This is a genomic window from Verminephrobacter eiseniae EF01-2 (assembly GCF_000015565.1).
GTDB lineage: Bacteria > Pseudomonadota > Gammaproteobacteria > Burkholderiales > Burkholderiaceae_C > Acidovorax > Acidovorax eiseniae.
This window is the reverse complement of record NC_008786.1, coordinates 2,463,961-2,480,657: the sequence shown is the minus strand read 5'-3', so window position 1 is coordinate 2,480,657 and position 16,697 is coordinate 2,463,961. Positions and strand designations below refer to the sequence as shown.

Annotated in this window: 16 protein-coding genes; 13 read left to right on the top strand and 3 right to left on the bottom strand. The window is 66.9% G+C overall.

Annotated features, from left to right (window positions below; translation table 11 throughout):
• The first annotated feature begins 85 nt into the window (after positions 1 to 85).
• Genes VEIS_RS10685 through VEIS_RS10660 form a run of 6 tightly spaced genes read left to right on the top strand, consistent with a single transcriptional unit; the run spans position 86 to position 6,297 of the window.
• The gene (locus VEIS_RS10685) at positions 86 to 649 is read left to right on the top strand and encodes a TRAP transporter small permease subunit (RefSeq protein WP_083758602.1); all 564 of its coding nucleotides are present in this window, start codon (positions 86 to 88) and stop codon (positions 647 to 649) included.
• A 9-nt stretch (positions 650 to 658) separates the two neighbouring features.
• Complete coding sequence (locus VEIS_RS10680; RefSeq protein ID WP_011809939.1) at positions 659 to 1,969, top strand: TRAP transporter large permease; 1,311 nt, start codon at positions 659 to 661, stop codon at positions 1,967 to 1,969.
• Between the two features lie 46 nt (positions 1,970 to 2,015).
• On the top strand, positions 2,016 to 3,173 hold the full coding sequence (locus tag VEIS_RS10675) for a C4-dicarboxylate TRAP transporter substrate-binding protein (protein ID WP_011809938.1): 1,158 nt from the start codon (positions 2,016 to 2,018) through the stop codon (positions 3,171 to 3,173).
• Positions 3,174 to 3,908, top strand: coding sequence for an SDR family NAD(P)-dependent oxidoreductase (locus VEIS_RS10670; RefSeq protein WP_011809937.1), 735 nt, complete (start codon positions 3,174 to 3,176; stop codon positions 3,906 to 3,908). It begins immediately after the preceding gene.
• A 5-nt stretch (positions 3,909 to 3,913) separates the two neighbouring features.
• On the top strand, positions 3,914 to 5,686 hold the full coding sequence (locus tag VEIS_RS10665; protein WP_041950746.1) for an FAD-binding protein: 1,773 nt from the start codon (positions 3,914 to 3,916) through the stop codon (positions 5,684 to 5,686).
• The gene (locus VEIS_RS10660; RefSeq protein WP_011809935.1) at positions 5,683 to 6,297 is read left to right on the top strand and encodes a glutathione S-transferase; all 615 of its coding nucleotides are present in this window, start codon (positions 5,683 to 5,685) and stop codon (positions 6,295 to 6,297) included. Before VEIS_RS10665 ends, VEIS_RS10660 begins: the two co-directional genes overlap by 4 nt.
• 18 nt (positions 6,298 to 6,315) lie before the next feature.
• Here VEIS_RS10660 and VEIS_RS10655 read toward each other — a convergent pair whose 3' ends face one another.
• Positions 6,316 to 6,945 carry a response regulator gene (locus VEIS_RS10655; RefSeq protein WP_011809934.1) on the bottom strand — a complete coding sequence of 210 codons (630 nt, stop codon included), beginning with the start codon at positions 6,943 to 6,945 and terminating at the stop codon, positions 6,316 to 6,318.
• On the bottom strand, positions 6,942 to 8,051 hold the full coding sequence (locus tag VEIS_RS10650; RefSeq protein ID WP_041949958.1) for a hybrid sensor histidine kinase/response regulator: 1,110 nt from the start codon (positions 8,049 to 8,051) through the stop codon (positions 6,942 to 6,944). Before VEIS_RS10650 ends, VEIS_RS10655 begins: the two co-directional genes overlap by 4 nt.
• A 184-nt stretch (positions 8,052 to 8,235) precedes the next feature.
• Here VEIS_RS10650 and VEIS_RS10645 point away from each other — a divergent pair, with 184 nt between their 5' ends.
• The 7 genes from VEIS_RS10645 (at position 8,236) to VEIS_RS10615 (ending at position 14,678) form a co-directional block, all read left to right on the top strand.
• On the top strand, positions 8,236 to 8,682 hold the full coding sequence (locus VEIS_RS10645; protein ID WP_011809932.1) for a hypothetical protein: 447 nt from the start codon (positions 8,236 to 8,238) through the stop codon (positions 8,680 to 8,682).
• A 32-nt stretch (positions 8,683 to 8,714) separates the two neighbouring features.
• A complete protein-coding gene (locus VEIS_RS10640) occupies positions 8,715 to 9,077 on the top strand; it encodes a response regulator (RefSeq protein ID WP_011809931.1) in 363 nt (120 codons plus the stop codon).
• Positions 9,078 to 9,118: 41 nt separating this feature from the next.
• On the top strand, positions 9,119 to 11,248 hold the full coding sequence (locus VEIS_RS10635) for a chemotaxis protein CheW (protein ID WP_011809930.1): 2,130 nt from the start codon (positions 9,119 to 9,121) through the stop codon (positions 11,246 to 11,248).
• Positions 11,249 to 11,350: 102 nt separating this feature from the next.
• Positions 11,351 to 11,839 carry a chemotaxis protein CheW gene (locus VEIS_RS10630; protein WP_011809929.1) on the top strand — a complete coding sequence of 163 codons (489 nt, stop codon included), beginning with the start codon at positions 11,351 to 11,353 and terminating at the stop codon, positions 11,837 to 11,839.
• A 75-nt stretch (positions 11,840 to 11,914) separates the two neighbouring features.
• Positions 11,915 to 12,805 carry a CheR family methyltransferase gene (locus VEIS_RS10625; RefSeq protein WP_011809928.1) on the top strand — a complete coding sequence of 297 codons (891 nt, stop codon included), beginning with the start codon at positions 11,915 to 11,917 and terminating at the stop codon, positions 12,803 to 12,805.
• A gap of 37 nt (positions 12,806 to 12,842) precedes the next feature.
• A complete protein-coding gene (cheD, locus tag VEIS_RS10620) occupies positions 12,843 to 13,556 on the top strand; it encodes a chemoreceptor glutamine deamidase CheD (protein WP_041949957.1) in 714 nt (237 codons plus the stop codon).
• A 24-nt stretch (positions 13,557 to 13,580) separates the two neighbouring features.
• Positions 13,581 to 14,678, top strand: coding sequence for a protein-glutamate methylesterase/protein-glutamine glutaminase (locus VEIS_RS10615; RefSeq protein ID WP_041950744.1), 1,098 nt, complete (start codon positions 13,581 to 13,583; stop codon positions 14,676 to 14,678).
• Between the two features lie 8 nt (positions 14,679 to 14,686).
• On the opposite strand, the gene VEIS_RS10610 is transcribed toward VEIS_RS10615, so the two are convergent.
• Complete coding sequence (locus tag VEIS_RS10610) at positions 14,687 to 16,624, bottom strand: ABC-F family ATP-binding cassette domain-containing protein (RefSeq protein ID WP_011809925.1); 1,938 nt, start codon at positions 16,622 to 16,624, stop codon at positions 14,687 to 14,689.
• Positions 16,625 to 16,697: the final 73 nt, after the last annotated feature.

Genomic DNA, 16,697 nt, shown 5'->3' with positions numbered 1-16,697 from the left:
GCCTGGCAGCGCCCGTGCCGCGCCCATTCCATGCGTCCCCTCATGCGTCGTTCCATGCGCCCCCTCATGCGCCGTCTCATGCGCCATGGCCTCTGATCTGAAGCGTTCACTGGAGCACCTTCGCCTTCGGGCGGCCGTGCGGCGCTCCTGCGCCACCCTGGCCGGCTGGCTGGCCCATGGCGCCGGCCTGTCGCTGGTCCTGATGATGCTGCATGTCACGCTGGACGTGCTGCTCAAGTACTTCTTCAAACTGCCGATTCCCGGGACGGCCGAGGTGGTGGCCGCTTATTACATGATCGGCGTCGTCTTCCTACCGCTGGCCTACATCGAGGTGCATGGCCGACCGATCATGGTCGAGTTGTTCTACGACCGCCTGCCGCAGCGCCTGCAAGCACCGCTGGATGTGCTGGGCAGCGCGCTGTCCCTGGGTTTTTATGCGTTTCTTGCCTGGCAAAGCACCAAGATGGCATGCGCCGCGCTGGAAAGCGGCGAGTACATCGATGGCTTATGGCAGGTCGTGGTCTGGCCCAGCCGCTTTCTGATTCCGTCGGGCCTGCTGCTGGCCTGCGCCGCCATGCTGCTGCGCCTTGCGGTTTTGCTCCAGGGCGGTCGCGCCGGGCATGGCGGCGACTGCGCCGAACCCCTCTGATGGCCGCCCATGGAACGCAGCGTCATCGGAGCCATTGGCGTTGGTCTGGCGCTGCTGCTGATTTTTCTGCGTGTGCCGATCGGCGTGGCCATGGGCCTGGTGGGGCTGGGCGGCATCGCCGCGCTCAGTTCCTGGAATGCCGCTTTCGGCATTGCCAAAACCATTCCCTACGAGCTCATCGGCGACTGGAACCTGTCGGCCGTGCCGATGTTTCTTCTGATGGGCTATGTGGCCTCGGCCACCGGCCTGACCCATGGACTGTTCGCCTCGGCGCGCATCTTCCTCGGTCATGTGCCAGGCTCGCTGGCCTCGGCCACCGTGCTGGCCAGCGCCTTTTTCGCATCGGCTTCAGGCTCCAGCGTGGCCACGGCGGCAGCCTTTTCGCGCATCTCCGTGCCCGAGATGCTCAAGGCGAAGTACGACCCGGCGCTGGCCACCGGCTGCGTGGCCTCGGCCGGCACGCTGGGCTCGCTGATCCCGCCTTCGATCCTGATGATCATCTTCGGCATCATGGCCGATGTCTCGATCTCGCGCCTGTTCATGGCCGGCGTCGTGCCCGGCATCCTGTCGGCGCTGGTCTTCATCGGCTGCATCACCATCGGCTGCATGCTCAACCCCCGGCTCGCCCCGCCGGTGCATGCGCTCTACAGCCGCGCGCAGAAGCGGGCGGCGGCGCAGGATGTCTGGCCGCTGCCGCTGCTCATCGTCGGCGTGCTCGGCGGCATCTTCTGCGGCGCGTTCACGGCCACCGAGGCCGGCGCGATCGGCGCCGCCAGCGCCTGCGCCATCGCCGGGTTGCGCCGCTCGCTGAACAAAGACAGCTTGCGCAAGGCCCTCGTCGATACCGCCGAAGGCACTTCGGCGATCTTCATCATCGTCGTCGGGGCGGCCATCTTCTCGCGCTACATGTCCTACAGCCAGTTGCCCACGGCCATGTCGCAGTGGCTGCTGGGCAGCCTCGACAGCCAACTGACCATGGTGCTGGCGATTGCCGTGATCTACCTGATCCTGGGCTGCGTGCTCGAAAGCGTCTCGATCATGCTGCTGACCATGCCCTTGCTGCTGCCGCTGCTCACGCAGATGAACGTCGACCTGGTGTGGTTCGGCATCCTGGTGATCAAGCTGCTCGAGATCGGCCTGTGCACGCCGCCCGTGGGCATGAACGTCTACGTCGTCAAGAGCGCGCTGGGCGAGCGCGTGCCGCTGGGCACCATCTTTCGCGGGGTCGCATGGTTCATCGCCGCCGACCTGTCGACGCTGGGCCTGCTGATTGCCTTCCCGCAGATCAGCCTCTGGCTTCCCGATCTGCTGTCCAGGTGAATCCCGGTTTCGTTTCCCTGACCACCCTCTGTCCGAGGTCCCGCGCATGAAACTCCCGAACGACACCCCGATCGCCGCCGCCATCACCACCGCCATCGCTGCCACCGTCATCACCGCTTGCGCACTGCCCTGCGCCGCCCGGCAGCCAAAGCCCCACATGGCCACGAACTGGCTGGCGCCGGGGCATGTGCTGAACGACGCCAGCTATCAGCGATGGTCGGCCGACGTAGCCCGCAGCAGCCACGGTGCGCTCAGGTTCGAGGTGCACTCCAACGGTTCGCTGCTCCCGGCCAAGTCCACGATGCAGGGCATCCGCGACCGTGTGGCGGTGGTCGGTATCGTCTATCCGGGCTACACGCCGGCCGAGTTTCCGCTGAACAACGTGATCAATGACCTGGTCTTCGTCGCCGACGATGACATCGCAGCCGCCTTTGCCTACACCGAGTTGGCGCTGACCCACCCCAAGTTGCAGGCCGAGTGGAAGAAAAATGCCGGCGTTTTCGGCAGCGGCTACTCCACCCCGGTCTATCACTTTGTCTGTGGCAAGGCGATTCGCAAGCTCGGTGACGCCAAGGGTCTGAAAATCCGCACGGCCGGCGGCGCGCAGTCCGAATGGATCAAGGCCATCGGTGCAGTGCCGGTGTCGGTGCCCTCCCCCGACATCTACACCGGCATCGAGCGCGGCTCGATCGACTGCACGCTGAGCGACCCGTCGATGCTGGACAAGGGCGCCAAGCTGTGGGAGGTGGCCAAGTCGGTGACGCTGCTGCCGATGGGCGTGGTGGTCGGCGCCAGCCATGTCTACAACCCCGATTTCTGGCAGAGCCTCCAGCCCGCAGAGCGCCGCATTCTGCTCGATGCCATGGCCCGCGCCACCGCACGGGCGCAGGTGGCCTACCACCTGAGCGTGCAGGCGGCGCTCGACGGCGCGCGCAAGCGCGGCATCGAGTTGCTGGCACCGTCGGACGACCTCAAAGCCAGCCTGGCCGCTTTCAACAAGGCCAGCATCGCCAACCTGCCCAAAGCGGCGATGGCGGCGCGCAAAATCGCCGACCCGAGCGACCTGATCCGCGCCTACCTTGGGCTTGAAGCCAAGTGGAAGGGGCTGCTCGAGGGGGTGGACCGTGGCGATGAGGACGCGGTCTTCAAAGTGCTCGACGACAACCTCTACCGCCAGATCGACGCCAGCCGGTTCGGCCTGTGAATGATGGCCAACAAACCCCTCGCACTCGTCACCGGCGGCGCCAGCGGCATGGGCCTGGCCACGGTGGAACGCCTGGCGCGCGATGGTTTCCGTCTGGCGCTGATCGACCGCGACCGCGCCCTGGCCGACAAGGAGACCGCGCGCCTGCACGCGCTGGGCCTGGATGTCGCCTGCCATGTGCTGGACCTGACCGACGAGGCCGCCGTGCGCGCGCTGGTCCAGGCGCTGCCGCCGATCACGGCCTTGGTGAACAACGCCGGCGCCTTCGACGAGCGCCCGTTCCTTGAAGTCAGCAGCGCCGACTTCCGCCGCGCCTACGAGATCAACCTGATCGCCGTGGCCACGCTGACGCAGGCAAGCGTCCAGCGGATGCCGGGCGGCGGACGCATCGTCAACATCGCCTCGCGCGCCTACCTGGGCGCCAGAAACCACCCGCACTACGTGGCCTCCAAGGCTGCGCTGGTGGGCTACACCCGCGCCAGCGCACTGGAACTGGCGCCGCGCGGCATCCTGGTCAACGCCATTGCGCCGGGCCTGATCGCCACGCCGATGCTGCGCGCACTCAGTCCCGCGCGCCTGCGCGCGCAACTGGCGCTGCAGCCCACCGGCCAGGCCGGCCGGCCCGAGGACATCGCGCAGGCCGTGTCCTTTCTGGCCGCGCCGCAGACCGGCTTCATCACCGGCCAGGTGCTGCTCGTCGATGGCGGCAAATCCCTTGGCGGCATCGCCGCATGACAGCGATGCCATCGCTGCACGACGAGCATGAATACGATGTGGTGGTGGCCGGCTCGGGCGCCGGCGGCATGTCGGCGGCGATCACGGCGGCAGCCGCCGGCTTGCAGGTGCTGCTGATCGAAAAGACCGGCCGCATCGGCGGTTCGACCGCCATATCGGGCGGCGCCTTGTGGCTCCCGCTGAACGCGCAGAGCCAGCCATCAGGCCACCCCGACACCATGGACCAGGTGCAGCGCTACATGCGCAATGTGGTCGGTGACGCGGCTGCGCAGCCTATGCAGCAGGCTTTTCTCGACGCGGCTGCGGCGATGCTCGACTGGTTCGAGGCCCACACCGCCGTCAGGCTGGCCGGGCGCAGCTACTCGCCCGACTACTACCCCGACCGCGCGGGTGCCGCGCTCGGCGGGCGTTCGATGGACCCGGTGATGTTCGATGGCCGCCTGCTGGGAGCGCATTTTTGCCACCTGCGCGACCCGCTGCCCGAGTTCATGGTGCTCGGCGGCATGATGGTCACGATGGCCGATGCCCAGCACCTGTTGTCGGTCACGAAGTCGTTCCAGTCCTGGCGCGCAGGCATGAAACTGGTGCTGCGCCATGCGGCCGACCGCCTGCGCGGCTACCACCGCGGCACGCGCCTGGTGCTGGGCAACGCGCTGGCCGCGCGCCTGTTCAAGAGCCTGATCGAGCGCCGCGTGCCGTACTGGCTGAACGCGCCGCTGGAGCAGATACATGTGGCCGCCGGCAGCGCGCCGGGCGTGACGGGCGTGACGGGCGTGACGGACGTGACGGGCGTGACGGGCGTGACGGTGCTGCGCGCTGGCAAGCCGGTCCGGGTGCGCGCGCGCCGCGCCGTCGTGCTCGCCACCGGGGGCTTTCCCTGGAGCGAAAAGCTGCGCGCCGAACTCTACCCCCGGCCGACCGGGCCATGGTCGATGGCGCCGCAGGGCAACAGCGGCGATGGCATCAGGCTGGCGCTCGCGCTGGGCGCCACGCTGGGCACCGGCCACGCCCATCCGGCCTTCTGGGCGCCGGTGTCGATACTCCGGCAGCCCGATGGCACCGAACTGCGCTACCCCCATTTGGTCTGGGAGCGCGCCAAGCCCGGCTTGATGGCGGTCAACCGCGCGGCGCAGCGCTTCGTCAACGAATCGGCTTCGTACCACGAGTTCGTTCTGGCCATGTACCGCTCGCACCAAGGCGTTCCCGGCATTCCCGCTTACCTGGTGTGCGACGCGCCGTTCATCGAGCGCTGGGGCCTGGGCCTGGCCCTGCCGGGCGGGCGCGCGCGGGCGCGGGCGCGGCTGGTGCGCGCCGGCTATCTGCACCGGGCCGACACCCTGCGGGGCCTGGCGCAGTTGCTCGGGCTCGACCCCGACGCGCTGGAGCGCAGCGCCGAGCGCTTCAGCGGCTTTGCCGCCAGCGGCGAAGACCCCGATTTCGGCAAGGGCGGCAACGCCTACAACCGCTACCTGGGCGCTGCCGACCAGACCCCGAACCCTTGCCTGGGGCCGCTGCAAACCGGGCCTTTTTACGCCGTGAAGGTGTATCCCGGCGATATCGGCACCGCCGTCGGCCTGCGCTGCAACGAAAATGCCCAGGTGCTCGGCGCCGGAGACCGGCCCATCACGGGTTTGTATGCCGTCGGCAACGATCTGCATTCCGTGATGGGCGGCCAGTATCCGGCGCCCGGGATCACACTCGGACCGGCCATGACTTTTGGCTGGATTGCGGCGCGCCACATCGCCCGCCAACCCGCTCGATACGAGACGACAGCATGAAAATCCTCTTTTCGCCCACCTCGCCCTATGTCCGCAAATGCCTGGTGACGGGCCTGGAGCTCGGTTTGAACGAGCGCATCGCGCTGCTGCCGTCCCAGGCCCACCCGATCCAGCGCGACCGCGCGATCATTGCCCACAACCCGCTGGGCAAGGTGCCGACCTTCTTCACCGACGATGGCCAGGTGCTCTACGACAGCCGGGTGATCTGCGAGTATCTGAACGACCTGGCCGGGGGCGGGCTGTTCCCGGCGCCCGGGCCGGCGCGCTGGGCGGCGCTGACGCTGCAAGCGCTGGGCGACGGCATGCTCGACGCCGCGCTGCTGGCGCGCTATGAAGATGCGGCCCGGCCCGAGCCGCTGCGCTGGGAGGACTGGAAAACGGCCCAACTCGACAAGATCGAGACCGCACTGGCGGCTCTGGACGCCGCGCCCGGCCAATTGACGGGCGGGGCCGGTCGGGCCGATATCGGCAGCATCGCCGTCGGCTGCGCACTGTGGTATCTGGACCTGCGGTTTGCCGACCTCGGCTGGCGCGACCGCTATCGGCAGGTCGGCGCCTGGTACGCCGGCTACGGCCAGCGGCCGGCGATGCAGGCCCGTTGGAGCCTGTGATCAGACCCATCAGACCCATCAGACCAGTTGGTTGCGGATGGCATAGACGGTGAGCTCGGCGTTGTTCGTCAGCTTCAATTTCTCCAGCACCCGCGAGCGGTACACGCTGACGGTTTTCGGGCTGAGCATCAGTTCTTCGGCAATGTCCGACAGCCTGCGGCCCGAGGCGATCTTGAGCAAGGTCTGCAGCTCCCGTTCGGACAACGCGCTGTGCGGGGCCTGCGGCTCGGGCTGCGCCAGGCTGTCTGCCAGCAACTGCGCCACTTCTGCGGTCAGGTATTTGCGGCCCTGCATCACGGTGCGCACGGCGGCGATCAGTTCCAGCGGATCGCCCGCCTTGTTGGCATAGCCCTGCGCGCCGGCCTTCAGGCAGCGCAATGCGTACTGGTCTTCCTGGTACATCGACAGCACCAGCACCTTGATGTCGCCATGGGTTTCCCGCAGGCTGGCCAACACGTCCAGGCCGCTGCGGCCAGGCATGCTCAGGTCCAGCAGCAGCACGTCGCAGGCGGCGCTCCTGAGCACCTCGCGCAGTTCGCAGGAATTGCCCGCCTCTGCGGTGACTTCGATCTCGGGCGCCTCTGCCAGGGTGTCGCGTATCCCGCGCCGCAGGACGGCATGGTCATCGCACAAGACCACATGAATCATTGCCTGGCTCCCGGGATGGTTGGTGGCAGCGATGGTAGCGGGATCGACAAGGTGACGCAGCTACCATGGCCGGGCCGGCTGCTGATGTCCAGCCAGCCGCCGACGGTTCGGGCGCGTTCCTGCAGCCCCTTGAGCCCGAAAGCCTGGGGTTTGTCCAGCATCCCGGGGGCGATGCCGAGTCCGTCGTCGGCCACTTCCAATGTCAGCATCCCTTTCTTGTCGGACAGTTCGATCTCCACCCGGCCGGCCTGTGCATGTTTTGACACATTGGTCAGCGCTTCCTGGGCCGTGCGGTAGGCGACCAGGCGGATGTCCGGCGAGGTCTGGATGGCCTCGCCGCTGCTGCGCACGCGGGTGGCTACGCCGGTGCGGCGCTCGAACCCGGCGGCCAGCCATTGGATGGCCGCCACCAGTCCTTGTTCGAGGATCGGCGGGCGCAGGTTCATCATGATGCGCTGGCTCGCCCCGATCGCGTGCTGCAGCATCTCGGCGGCAGAGCGCGCATGTTCGAGCAGCGCCGGGTCGCTGCCGTGGCGGCCGATCCAGGCCACGGCAACGCGCACGGCCGTCAGGGCGCCGCCGATGTCGTCGTGGATTTCGCGCGCAATCGCTGCGCGTTCCTGCTCGATCGATGTTTGCAGGTGCTCTGCCAGCTCTGCCAGCCGGCGCTCGGAGATGGCCAGTTCGGCCACCGCCCGTTCGCGCGCCCGGCGCGCTTCGTGCACCTCGATGGCGCGCGCGATCACCTGGGGCAGGCGCGGCATTGCGTCTTTGAGCAGGTAGTCCGCCACGCCAAGGCGCATCGCGTCGACGGCGGCGGCCTCGCCGATGGCGCCGGTCAGCAAAATGAACGGCGGGTGCTGCGGCTTTTGCGCTACATGCGCCCAGGCATCGAGTGCCGTGAATCCGGGCAATCGGTAATCTGCCAGGATGATGTCGAACGACCCGGCGTCGGTCAGCCGTTGAAATTCGGGCAGGCGGTCGACCTGCCGCAGTTGGCAAGCGACGCCGGATCGGCGCAGTGTCAGCGCCACCAATTCATGGTCCACCGGTGAATCTTCCAGGTGCAGTATCTCCAGGGGCTGATCGCTCGTTGCGCTGACCATCGAAGTGCTCTCGCAAAAATACAAAAGGGAACAAACTGGAACAAACAAGAGCGCTTGCCGGTGGCCGCGTCGGTGTCCAATGGGCGCGGGCGTCGTGGTTTGCACGATGGCCGCAAAAAATCCTGATCCCCTATCGTAATCCTGTGTTTTGCGTGCCGTGCGGCCCCCTTGTGACGGAGAAACGATGCCATCTACGCCAACGACATCCACCGGGCCTGCGGTGCAGGTTCCCGTCATGGTGGCGGCGGAACTGCAGGATTCGCTGCTGGTCGTGATGCATGACCTGCAGCGCCTGGAGGGGCTGCTCAACCATGCCACCGACAATTTGCTGGAGTGCTTCGGTGCGGCCAACGCCTCGTTGACGGATGGCGTGGTCGGCACTTGGCCCGAACTGCGGGCGGCCCGGTCGGCGCTGCGCAACGCCGTGACCGAGTTGCAGTTTCAGGACATGGCCTCGCAACTGATCTGGCACACCACCAAGGTGCTGCAGGGCTGCGCCTTTCGCCTGGCCTCGGACGCGATGGGCCATGAGGAGGGCGAAGACGCGGCGCCCTTTGCCGAGATGGCGCCGGACCGGCCCAACCCGGTCACGCAAAGCGAGATGGACGCAGGTTCCGTCGACCTGTTTTGATGTCTCCCCCTGCAAACCCGTTGGAGCCCTACATGCCATCGATTCTTGCCGTAGATGATTCACCTTCGATGCGGAAAATGGTGGCGTTCACCCTGACCGGCGCCGGCTATCACGTCGTGGAGGCCGTGGACGGGCAAGATGCCCTGGAAAAGGCCGAGACCCACCGCATCGATCTGGTGCTGGCAGACCAGAACATGCCACGGCTCGACGGCCTGGGCCTGACCCGCAAGCTGCGCGAGCTGCCCAAATTCAAGACCATCCCGATCCTGATCCTGACCACCGAATCGAGTGACCAGATGAAACAGGCCGGCCGCACGGCGGGCGCGACGGGCTGGCTGGTCAAGCCCTTCGATCCCCATCGCCTGATCGAGGTGATTCAGAAAGTGATCCGTTGAAGCCCGATGGATCGAAACCAGCGCAGACACAGGAGAGCACCATGGAGCAAACCCGCCAGGAAGTATCGGGTGCAGGCGCCGATTTCGACCTGGGCCAGTTCTATCAAATCTTCTTCGAGGAGGCCAGCGAGAACCTCGACCTGATGGAGCAGATGCTGCTGGAACTGGACCTGCGCAGCGCCAATGACGAGGAACTCAACGGCATCTTCCGCTGCGCCCACTCGATCAAGGGCGGCTCGGCCACCTTCGGCTTCGCGGATGTGGCCGAACTGACGCACCAGATGGAGTCGCTGCTGGACCGCTTGCGCCGCCACGAGGTGCAAGCCGTTGCGCAGATGGTGGACGTGCTGCTGGAGTCTGCCGACGCAGCGCGCCATCTGTTGGCCCGCCATCAGGCCGGCGGCCAGGGCCAGGCCGTGTCCACCACAGCGCTGCTGCGCCGAATCGCTGATCTGGCCGCCGGGCTGCTGCCCGATGATGCGGCGGCTGCGGCTGCGGCTGCGGCTTCTGCTACTGCGGCGGCGACGCCAGCCCCGGCGCAGACCGCCCCGAAGGCGCTGGCGCCGGCGTTTGCCGGGCAGGCCCGGGCGCTGGAAATCCGGATCGGCCCGCTGGAGCGGCCGGAGCAGGCCGACGCGATCAGGGAACTGTTCCGCGACATTCCCGGCCTGGGCAGCATCCGCGACCTTGCCGGCGCACCGGCCAATGCCCGTTGGTTTGCGGTGCAGACGGCGGCCAGCAATGAGGAGCTGCTCGATCTTTTGGCGTTTCATGTCGCCAAGGAGCAAGTGCAGTTGCGTGACGCCGCTGCGGCCCCGGTCGCTCCAAGCGCCGCCAGCCAGGCCCCTTACGAGTTTTTCACCGGCGCGCCCGGCGCGCCGCCCACCGCGCCGGTGGCCCCGGTGCCGGCGCCCGAGGCGGGCGCCGAGATCAAGGCCGATGCCGAGCCGAAGGGCGCCGAGCCGAAAGCGGGCGCTGAGCCCAAGGCCGCAGCGCAGGCGCAGGTGGAGTCAACGACCATTCGTGTCGATGTGAAAAAGGTGGATCAGTTGATCAACCTGGTCGGCGAGTTGGTGATTACCCAGGCCATGCTGGCGCAAAACAGCCGTGGGCTGGACGCCAGCGCTTATCAGCAGTTGCTGGCCGGTCTGGCCGACCTGGACCGCAACACCCGCGATCTGCAGGAGTCGGTGATGTCGATCCGCATGATCCCGATGTCCATCGTTTTCAACCGCTTCCCGCGCATGTTGCGCGATCTGGCCAACAAACTGGGCAAGAAGGTCGAACTGGTGACCTTGGGCGAAGCCACCGAGTTGGACAAGGGGCTGGTGGAAAAAATCATCGACCCGCTGACGCACCTGGTGCGCAATAGCTGCGACCATGGCATCGAACTGCCCGCCGACCGCCTGGCCATGGGCAAGCCCGAGCAGGGCACGATCACGCTGTCAGCGGCCCACCAGGGCGGCTCCATCGTCATTGAAGTGCGTGACGACGGCCGGGGCCTGGCGCGCCGGAAGATTCTGCGCAAAGCGCGCGAGCGCGGGCTGGAGGTCTCCGAGCAGATGGCGGACGCGGATGTCTGGCAACTGATCTTCGCTCCGGGCTTTTCCACCGCCGACCAGGTCACCGATGTGTCCGGGCGCGGTGTGGGCATGGATGTGGTCAAGCGCAATATTGCGGCGCTCAACGGATCGGTCGAAGTCGATTCCGCCGAAGGCTACGGCATGAAGGTCTCGGTGCGCCTGCCGCTGACGCTGGCCATCATGGACGGCATGTCGGTGGGGGTGGGCGAGGAGGTCTACATCCTGCCGCTGTCTTGCGTGGTCGAGTCGTTCCAGGTCGATACCGACGCGGTCAGCACGGTGGCGCAAGGGTCGCAGTTGGTGAAGGTGCGCGACGAATACATGCCGGTGATCGCGCTGGAGAAGATTTTCCAGGTGCCGCGCTTCGACCTGGACAAGTCCAGTTGCATCATGGTGGTGGTCGAAGATGACGGCAGCCGCGTTGCGCTGCTCGTCGATGAACTGCTCGGCCAGCACCAGGTGGTCGTGAAGAATCTGGAGTCGAACTACCGCAAGGTTCCGAATGTGTCGGGCGCCACCATTCTCGGCGACGGTACGGTGGCCTTGATTCTGGACACGGGGGGCCTGGTGCGCCGGGCGCGGCATTGATATGCCATCCCCGGCCCATCGAGGGGCGGCGCCGGCGGCCTGGCGCAGGCGCAGGCCCGCTTCATGCGCGATGAAAAACCGTGATTCCCAAGGAGAAGCCCCATGACTGTGATCGCCAAGACTGCCGATGCCGCGCCGGCGGGCGCGCGCGAGTATCTGACCTTCCGCCTGGACCAAGAGGAATACGGCATCGACATTCTGAAGGTGCAGGAAATCCGCGGCTATGAGCCGCCGACGCGGATTGCCAATGCCCCCGATTTCATCAAGGGCGTGGTCAATCTGCGGGGCACCATCGTTCCCATTGTCGACATGCGCCTGAAGTTCCACTGTGCGCAGGCGGACTACAACAGCTTTACCGTGGTCATCATTTTGAATTTGCGCAGCCGGGTGGTCGGCATCGTGGTCGATTCGGTCAGCGATGTGATGGGACTGACGCCCGACAGCATTCACCCGGCGCCCGATGTGGACAGCGCCATCGACAACGGTTGCATCCTCGGACTGGGCTCGGTCGGCGAGCGGATGCTGATTTTGCTGGACATCGAAAAACTCATGGCCAGCGCGGACATGGGGCTGGCGGCCGCCAACGAATAGCCTTCGGGCGTCAACCACCCGGGCGCCTCACCCCCCCCCTGACCCACACCCACCTGCGGCCGGACCCGTAGCACCATGCCCGAGAGCACCTGCGCCGCCCCATTGCCGATACGGCCTGCGCCCCCCTCGGGACCGCTGGAGCAGGGGCGCGAATTTGCCTGGACCCAGGCCGACTTTGCGCGGGTGCAGGCGCTGATCCATCAGCGCGCCGGGATCAACCTGCATGACGGCAAGCACGCGATGGTGTACAGCCGCCTCTCGCGGCGCTTGCGCGATACCGGGCACCGCAGTTTTCACGACTACCTGGCCTGGCTGCAAACGCACGACGGGCCGGAGTGGCAGGAGTTCGTGAATGCGCTGACCACCAACCTGACGGCCTTCTTTCGCGAGCAGCATCACTTCGGGATATTGGCTGCGCATTTGCGCGCCAAGTCGGCGGCCGCATCGGCGCCAGCGCCGAATTGGCGGCTGTGGTGCAGCGCCGCCTCCACCGGGGAGGAGCCTTACTCGATCGCGATGACGGTGCTGGAGACCCTCGGCGCCCATGCGGCTTTCACGCTCGTCGCCAGTGATATCGACTCGCGCGTGCTGGCCACGGCCGCGCAGGGGGTGTATCGGCTCGATGGCTTGAAGCGGCTTGGCGCCGAGCGTTTGCAGCGGTTCTTTCTTCGCGGCAAGGGTGGCAACGCCGGGATGGTGCGGGTCAAGCCCGAACTGCGCCAGCACATCGACTTCATCAGCGTGAACCTGATCCACGATGACTGGCCTTTCCAGGAGCCTTTCGACATGGTCTTTTGCCGCAATGTGATGATTTATTTCGACGCGCCGACGCAGCAGCGGGTGCTCGCGCGCATCCACCGGGTGCTCAAGCCCGGGGGCCTGCTGTTTGTCGGCCATGCCGAGAACTTCAGCGAGTCGCGCACGCTGTTCGCGCTGCGCGGCAAGACGGTGTATGAGCGCCGCTGACCGGTTCACTGCCCATGTCGTTTTGCCCGGCACACCCATGACCAATCCCCCGCCAGGCCGGCCCGAGCGGCGCCGCGCGCCGCGCATCGCACCGCTGAGCGCCGACATCTACGCGCCGGGCAGCACGGCCGCGCGCGCGTCATCGTTGCAGGAGCTCAAGGCGCGCAGCGGCAAGCCGGGAGAGGCTTCCTTTTTCTATCTGGACCCGCATTTCCAGCACAACGCGGTGAAGATTTTGCCCGGGGAGTATTTCGTCTCCAACGAGAGCATGGTCATCATGACCGTGCTCGGGTCTTGCATCGCCGCCTGCCTGTGGGACAGCCGCGCGCAGGTGGGCGGCATGAACCATTTCATGCTGCCCGATGGCGACCCGGCAGAAGCCCCGGGCCGCTATGGCTCGTATGCGATGGAGCTGTTGATCAACGAGATGCTCAAGCTCGGCGCCCGGCGCGAGACCATGCAGGCGAAGATTTTTGGCGGCGCCCAGGTGATGCACAACTTCGCGACGATGAACGTTGGCGAGCGCAACACCGATTTCGTTTTGAACTACCTGCACACCGAGCGCATTCCGATCGTCTCCGAGGATGTGCTGGACATCTATCCGCGCAAGGTGGTTTTCTTTCCGGTGACCGGCAAAGCCATGGTCAAGCGCCTGGTGCATGCCCATCCGGAAACGCTGGTGGCGCAGGAAATACGCGATGCCGCCGCCGTGGCCAGCAGCAACGCGGGCGGGTCGGTGGATCTGTTTTGAGGAAGGCCCGATGCGATGAGCACGATGGGCAGGAAAATCCGGGTGCTCGTGGTCGACGATTCGGCCTTGGTGCGCAGTCTGCTGACCGGGATCATCAACCGCCAGCATGACATGGCGTGCGTCGGCACGGCCAATGACCCGTTGGTGGCGCGCGAGTTGATCCGCGAGCTCGATCCGGACGTGCTCACGCTGGACGTGGAAATGCCGCGCATGGATGGCATCGATTTCCTCGGGCGCCTGATGCGCCTGCGGCCCATGCCGGTGGTGATGATCTCCACGCTGACCGAGCGCGGCGCAGAGGTCACGCTCAAGGCGCTGGAGCTGGGCGCGGTCGATTTCGTGGCCAAGCCGCGCGTCGGCCTGGCCAGCGGCCTCGACGAGTTGGCCGCGCAGATCGTCGACAAGGTGCGGGTCGCAGCGGTGGCACAGGTGCGCCGGGCCGTTGCGCCCGCTGGCGCTCCCGGCGTGCCAGGTGCACCTGGTGCAGCGGGCGGCGCGGCCCCCGCCCTTCTCGGGCGCCTGTCCACGGAAAAGCTGATCTGCATCGGCGCCTCTACCGGCGGCACCGAGGCGATCAGGAAAGTCCTGCTGCCGATGCCGGCAGATATGCCCGGCATCTGCATCACCCAGCATATGCCGCCGGGCTTTACCACCAGTTTTGCGGCCCGCTTGAACGGGCTGTGCCAGATCACGGTCAAGGAAGCGGTCAACGCCGAGCGCATCTTGCCCGGCCATGCCTACATCGCGCCGGGCGGGACGCAGTTTCATCTCGCCCGCAGCGGCGCCAACTATGTCGCCGTGGTCGATGACGGCCCCCCGGTGAACCGCCACAAGCCCTCTGTCGCGGTGCTGTTCCAGTCGGCGGCAACGGTGCTCGGGCCGAATGCGCTGGGCATCATGCTCACCGGCATGGGCAGCGATGGCGCCGCCGCGATGCGGCAGATGAAGGACGCGGGCAGCTACAACTATGTGCAGGACGAGGCCAGTTGCATCGTCTTCGGCATGCCACGCGAAGCCATTGCCCACGGCGCCGCAGACGAGGTCTTGCCGTTGGGCCAGATTGCGCCGGCCCTGATCGCGCGCCTGCGCGCAGAGACCGGGCGCGGGCACCACCGCATCTGATTTTTTGCTCAGCGGCGCTGCCCGTCGGACAACGCCGTCCAACGCTCCAGCGCCGCCATCAGTTCCTCATCGATGGCCGCGACCCGGCTCGTCAGCGCGACGGCAGCGGCAGGGTCGGTGCGGAAAAGCAGTCCATCGGCCAAGGCCCGCTGCAATCCCTGCTGCTCGGTCTCCAGCGCCGTGATCTGCGCCGGCAGTTGCTCCAGCGCGCGCTGCTCCTTGTAGCTCAGCTTGGCGGGCTGGACCGGCATCTTCGCGCGCTGCGGCGCCTGCGTGGTTGCCGTGGTTGCCGTGGTTGCTGCGGTTGCGGTGGTTGCCATGGCTGCGGGCCTGGCGGCGACGGCCGCAGCACCGGCCGCCCGGCTGCGCCCGGCTTGCAGCAGCCAGTCCTGCACGCCGCCGGCGTATTCGCGCCAGAGTCCGTCGCCCTCGAACGCGATGATGCTGCCGACCACGTTGTCCAGAAAGGTCCGGTCGTGGCTGACCAGAAACACCGTGCCGGCGTAGTTCTCCAGCAGTTCTTCGAGCAGCTCCAGCGTGTCCATGTCCAGATCGTTGGTCGGCTCGTCGAGCACCAGCACATTCGCCGGGCGCGCGAACAAGCGCGCCAGCAGCAGCCGGCTGCGCTCGCCGCCGGACAGCGAGCGGACCGGCGAACGCGCCCGGGCAGGGGAAAACAGGAAGTCGCCCAGATAGCTTCTGACATGCTTGCGCTGCTGGCCGATCTCTATCCATTCGCTGCCCGGGCTGATGAAGTCCTCCAGCGTCGCGTCGAGCGCGATGGTCTCGCGCAGTTGGTCAAAGTACGCCACCTGCAGGTTTGCGCCTTGGCGCACCCGCCCCTGGTCGGGCGGCAGTTCGCCCAGGATCATTTTCAGCAGGCTGGTCTTGCCGGCGCCATTGGGGCCTGTCAAGCCCACCTTGTCGCCGCGCAGTATCGTGCTGCTGAAGTCGCGCACGATGGTCTTGGCGCCAAAGGACTTGCCGACCCCGGTCAGCTCGGCCACGATCTTGCCCTGATAGCCGGCGCCGGCGGCCCCCGCTGTCGCCACCTCCATGCGCACGCTGCCGATGACTTCACGGCGCGCCTGCCGCTGCGCCCGCAACCGCTCCAGGCGGCTGATGCGGCTTTCGCTGCGGGTGCGGCGCGCCTGCACGCCGCGCCGTATCCAGACCTCCTCTTGCGCCAAGAGCTTGTCGGCCTTGGCCGCGCTGCCGGCCTCCTGCGCCAGTTGCTCGTCCTTGTGGCGCAGGTACTGCGCAAAGTTGCCCGGGTAAGAGCGCAGTTGCCCCCGGTCGAGTTCGACGATGCGCGTGGCAACGCGGTCCAGGAACGAGCGGTCGTGGGTGATGGTGACCACGCTGCCGGAAAAGGCCAGCAGCAGGTCTTCGAGCCATTCGATCGCCTCCAGGTCCAGGTGGTTGGTCGGCTCGTCCAGCAGCAACACATCCGGGCGAGCGACCAGGGCTTGCGCCAAGGCCACGCGCTTGCGGGTGCCGCCCGACAAACTGCCCACCAGCGCATCCGGCGGCAGATGCAGCCGCTGCAGCGTTTCTTGCACGCGCTGCTCCCAGTTCCAGGCGTCATGGGCTTCGATCTCGGACTGCAAGGCATCGAGGTCCAGACCAGCGGCGCCGCCCAGGTACTGGTCACGGATCGCAATCACCCGCTGCAAGCCCTCGGACGCGGCCCGGAAAACGCTGGCGCAGGGGTCGAGCACCGGCTCCTGCGCCACCAGGGCAATGCGCAGCCCCGGGGACGAATGCAATGCGCCGTCATCGGCCGGGGCCAGGCCGGCCAGAATCTTCAGCAGCGAAGACTTGCCCGCGCCATTGCGGCCAATCAGGCCGACGCGCTCGGCGCTTTCCAGCACGAAGTCGGCATGGTCCAGCAATGCCACATGGCCATAGGCGAGTTGGGCGTCGAGCAAGGTGATGAGTGCCATAGGGGCGCGATTATCGGTGCTGCACCTGCTACTTTGCGCCTACCCCTGCGCTGCGCTGTGGCGTACAGTGCGG

Coding starts and splice junctions, on each gene's coding strand:
- VEIS_RS10670 (WP_011809937.1), top strand. CDS start 3,174: ATGATGGCCAACAAACCCCTCGCACTCGTCACCGGCGGCGCCAGCGGC.
- VEIS_RS10665 (WP_041950746.1), top strand. CDS start 3,914: ATGCCATCGCTGCACGACGAGCATGAATACGATGTGGTGGTGGCCGGC.
- VEIS_RS10610 (WP_011809925.1), bottom strand. CDS start 16,624: ATGGCACTCATCACCTTGCTCGACGCCCAACTCGCCTATGGCCATGTG.
- VEIS_RS10625 (WP_011809928.1), top strand. CDS start 11,915: ATGCCCGAGAGCACCTGCGCCGCCCCATTGCCGATACGGCCTGCGCCC.
- VEIS_RS10615 (WP_041950744.1), top strand. CDS start 13,581: ATGGGCAGGAAAATCCGGGTGCTCGTGGTCGACGATTCGGCCTTGGTG.
- VEIS_RS10635 (WP_011809930.1), top strand. CDS start 9,119: ATGGAGCAAACCCGCCAGGAAGTATCGGGTGCAGGCGCCGATTTCGAC.
- cheD (WP_041949957.1), top strand. CDS start 12,843: ATGACCAATCCCCCGCCAGGCCGGCCCGAGCGGCGCCGCGCGCCGCGC.
- VEIS_RS10640 (WP_011809931.1), top strand. CDS start 8,715: ATGCCATCGATTCTTGCCGTAGATGATTCACCTTCGATGCGGAAAATG.
- VEIS_RS10645 (WP_011809932.1), top strand. CDS start 8,236: ATGCCATCTACGCCAACGACATCCACCGGGCCTGCGGTGCAGGTTCCC.
- VEIS_RS10630 (WP_011809929.1), top strand. CDS start 11,351: ATGACTGTGATCGCCAAGACTGCCGATGCCGCGCCGGCGGGCGCGCGC.
- VEIS_RS10655 (WP_011809934.1), bottom strand. CDS start 6,945: ATGATTCATGTGGTCTTGTGCGATGACCATGCCGTCCTGCGGCGCGGG.
- VEIS_RS10685 (WP_083758602.1), top strand. CDS start 86: ATGGCCTCTGATCTGAAGCGTTCACTGGAGCACCTTCGCCTTCGGGCG.
- VEIS_RS10660 (WP_011809935.1), top strand. CDS start 5,683: ATGAAAATCCTCTTTTCGCCCACCTCGCCCTATGTCCGCAAATGCCTG.
- VEIS_RS10680 (WP_011809939.1), top strand. CDS start 659: ATGGAACGCAGCGTCATCGGAGCCATTGGCGTTGGTCTGGCGCTGCTG.
- VEIS_RS10675 (WP_011809938.1), top strand. CDS start 2,016: ATGAAACTCCCGAACGACACCCCGATCGCCGCCGCCATCACCACCGCC.
- VEIS_RS10650 (WP_041949958.1), bottom strand. CDS start 8,051: ATGGTCAGCGCAACGAGCGATCAGCCCCTGGAGATACTGCACCTGGAA.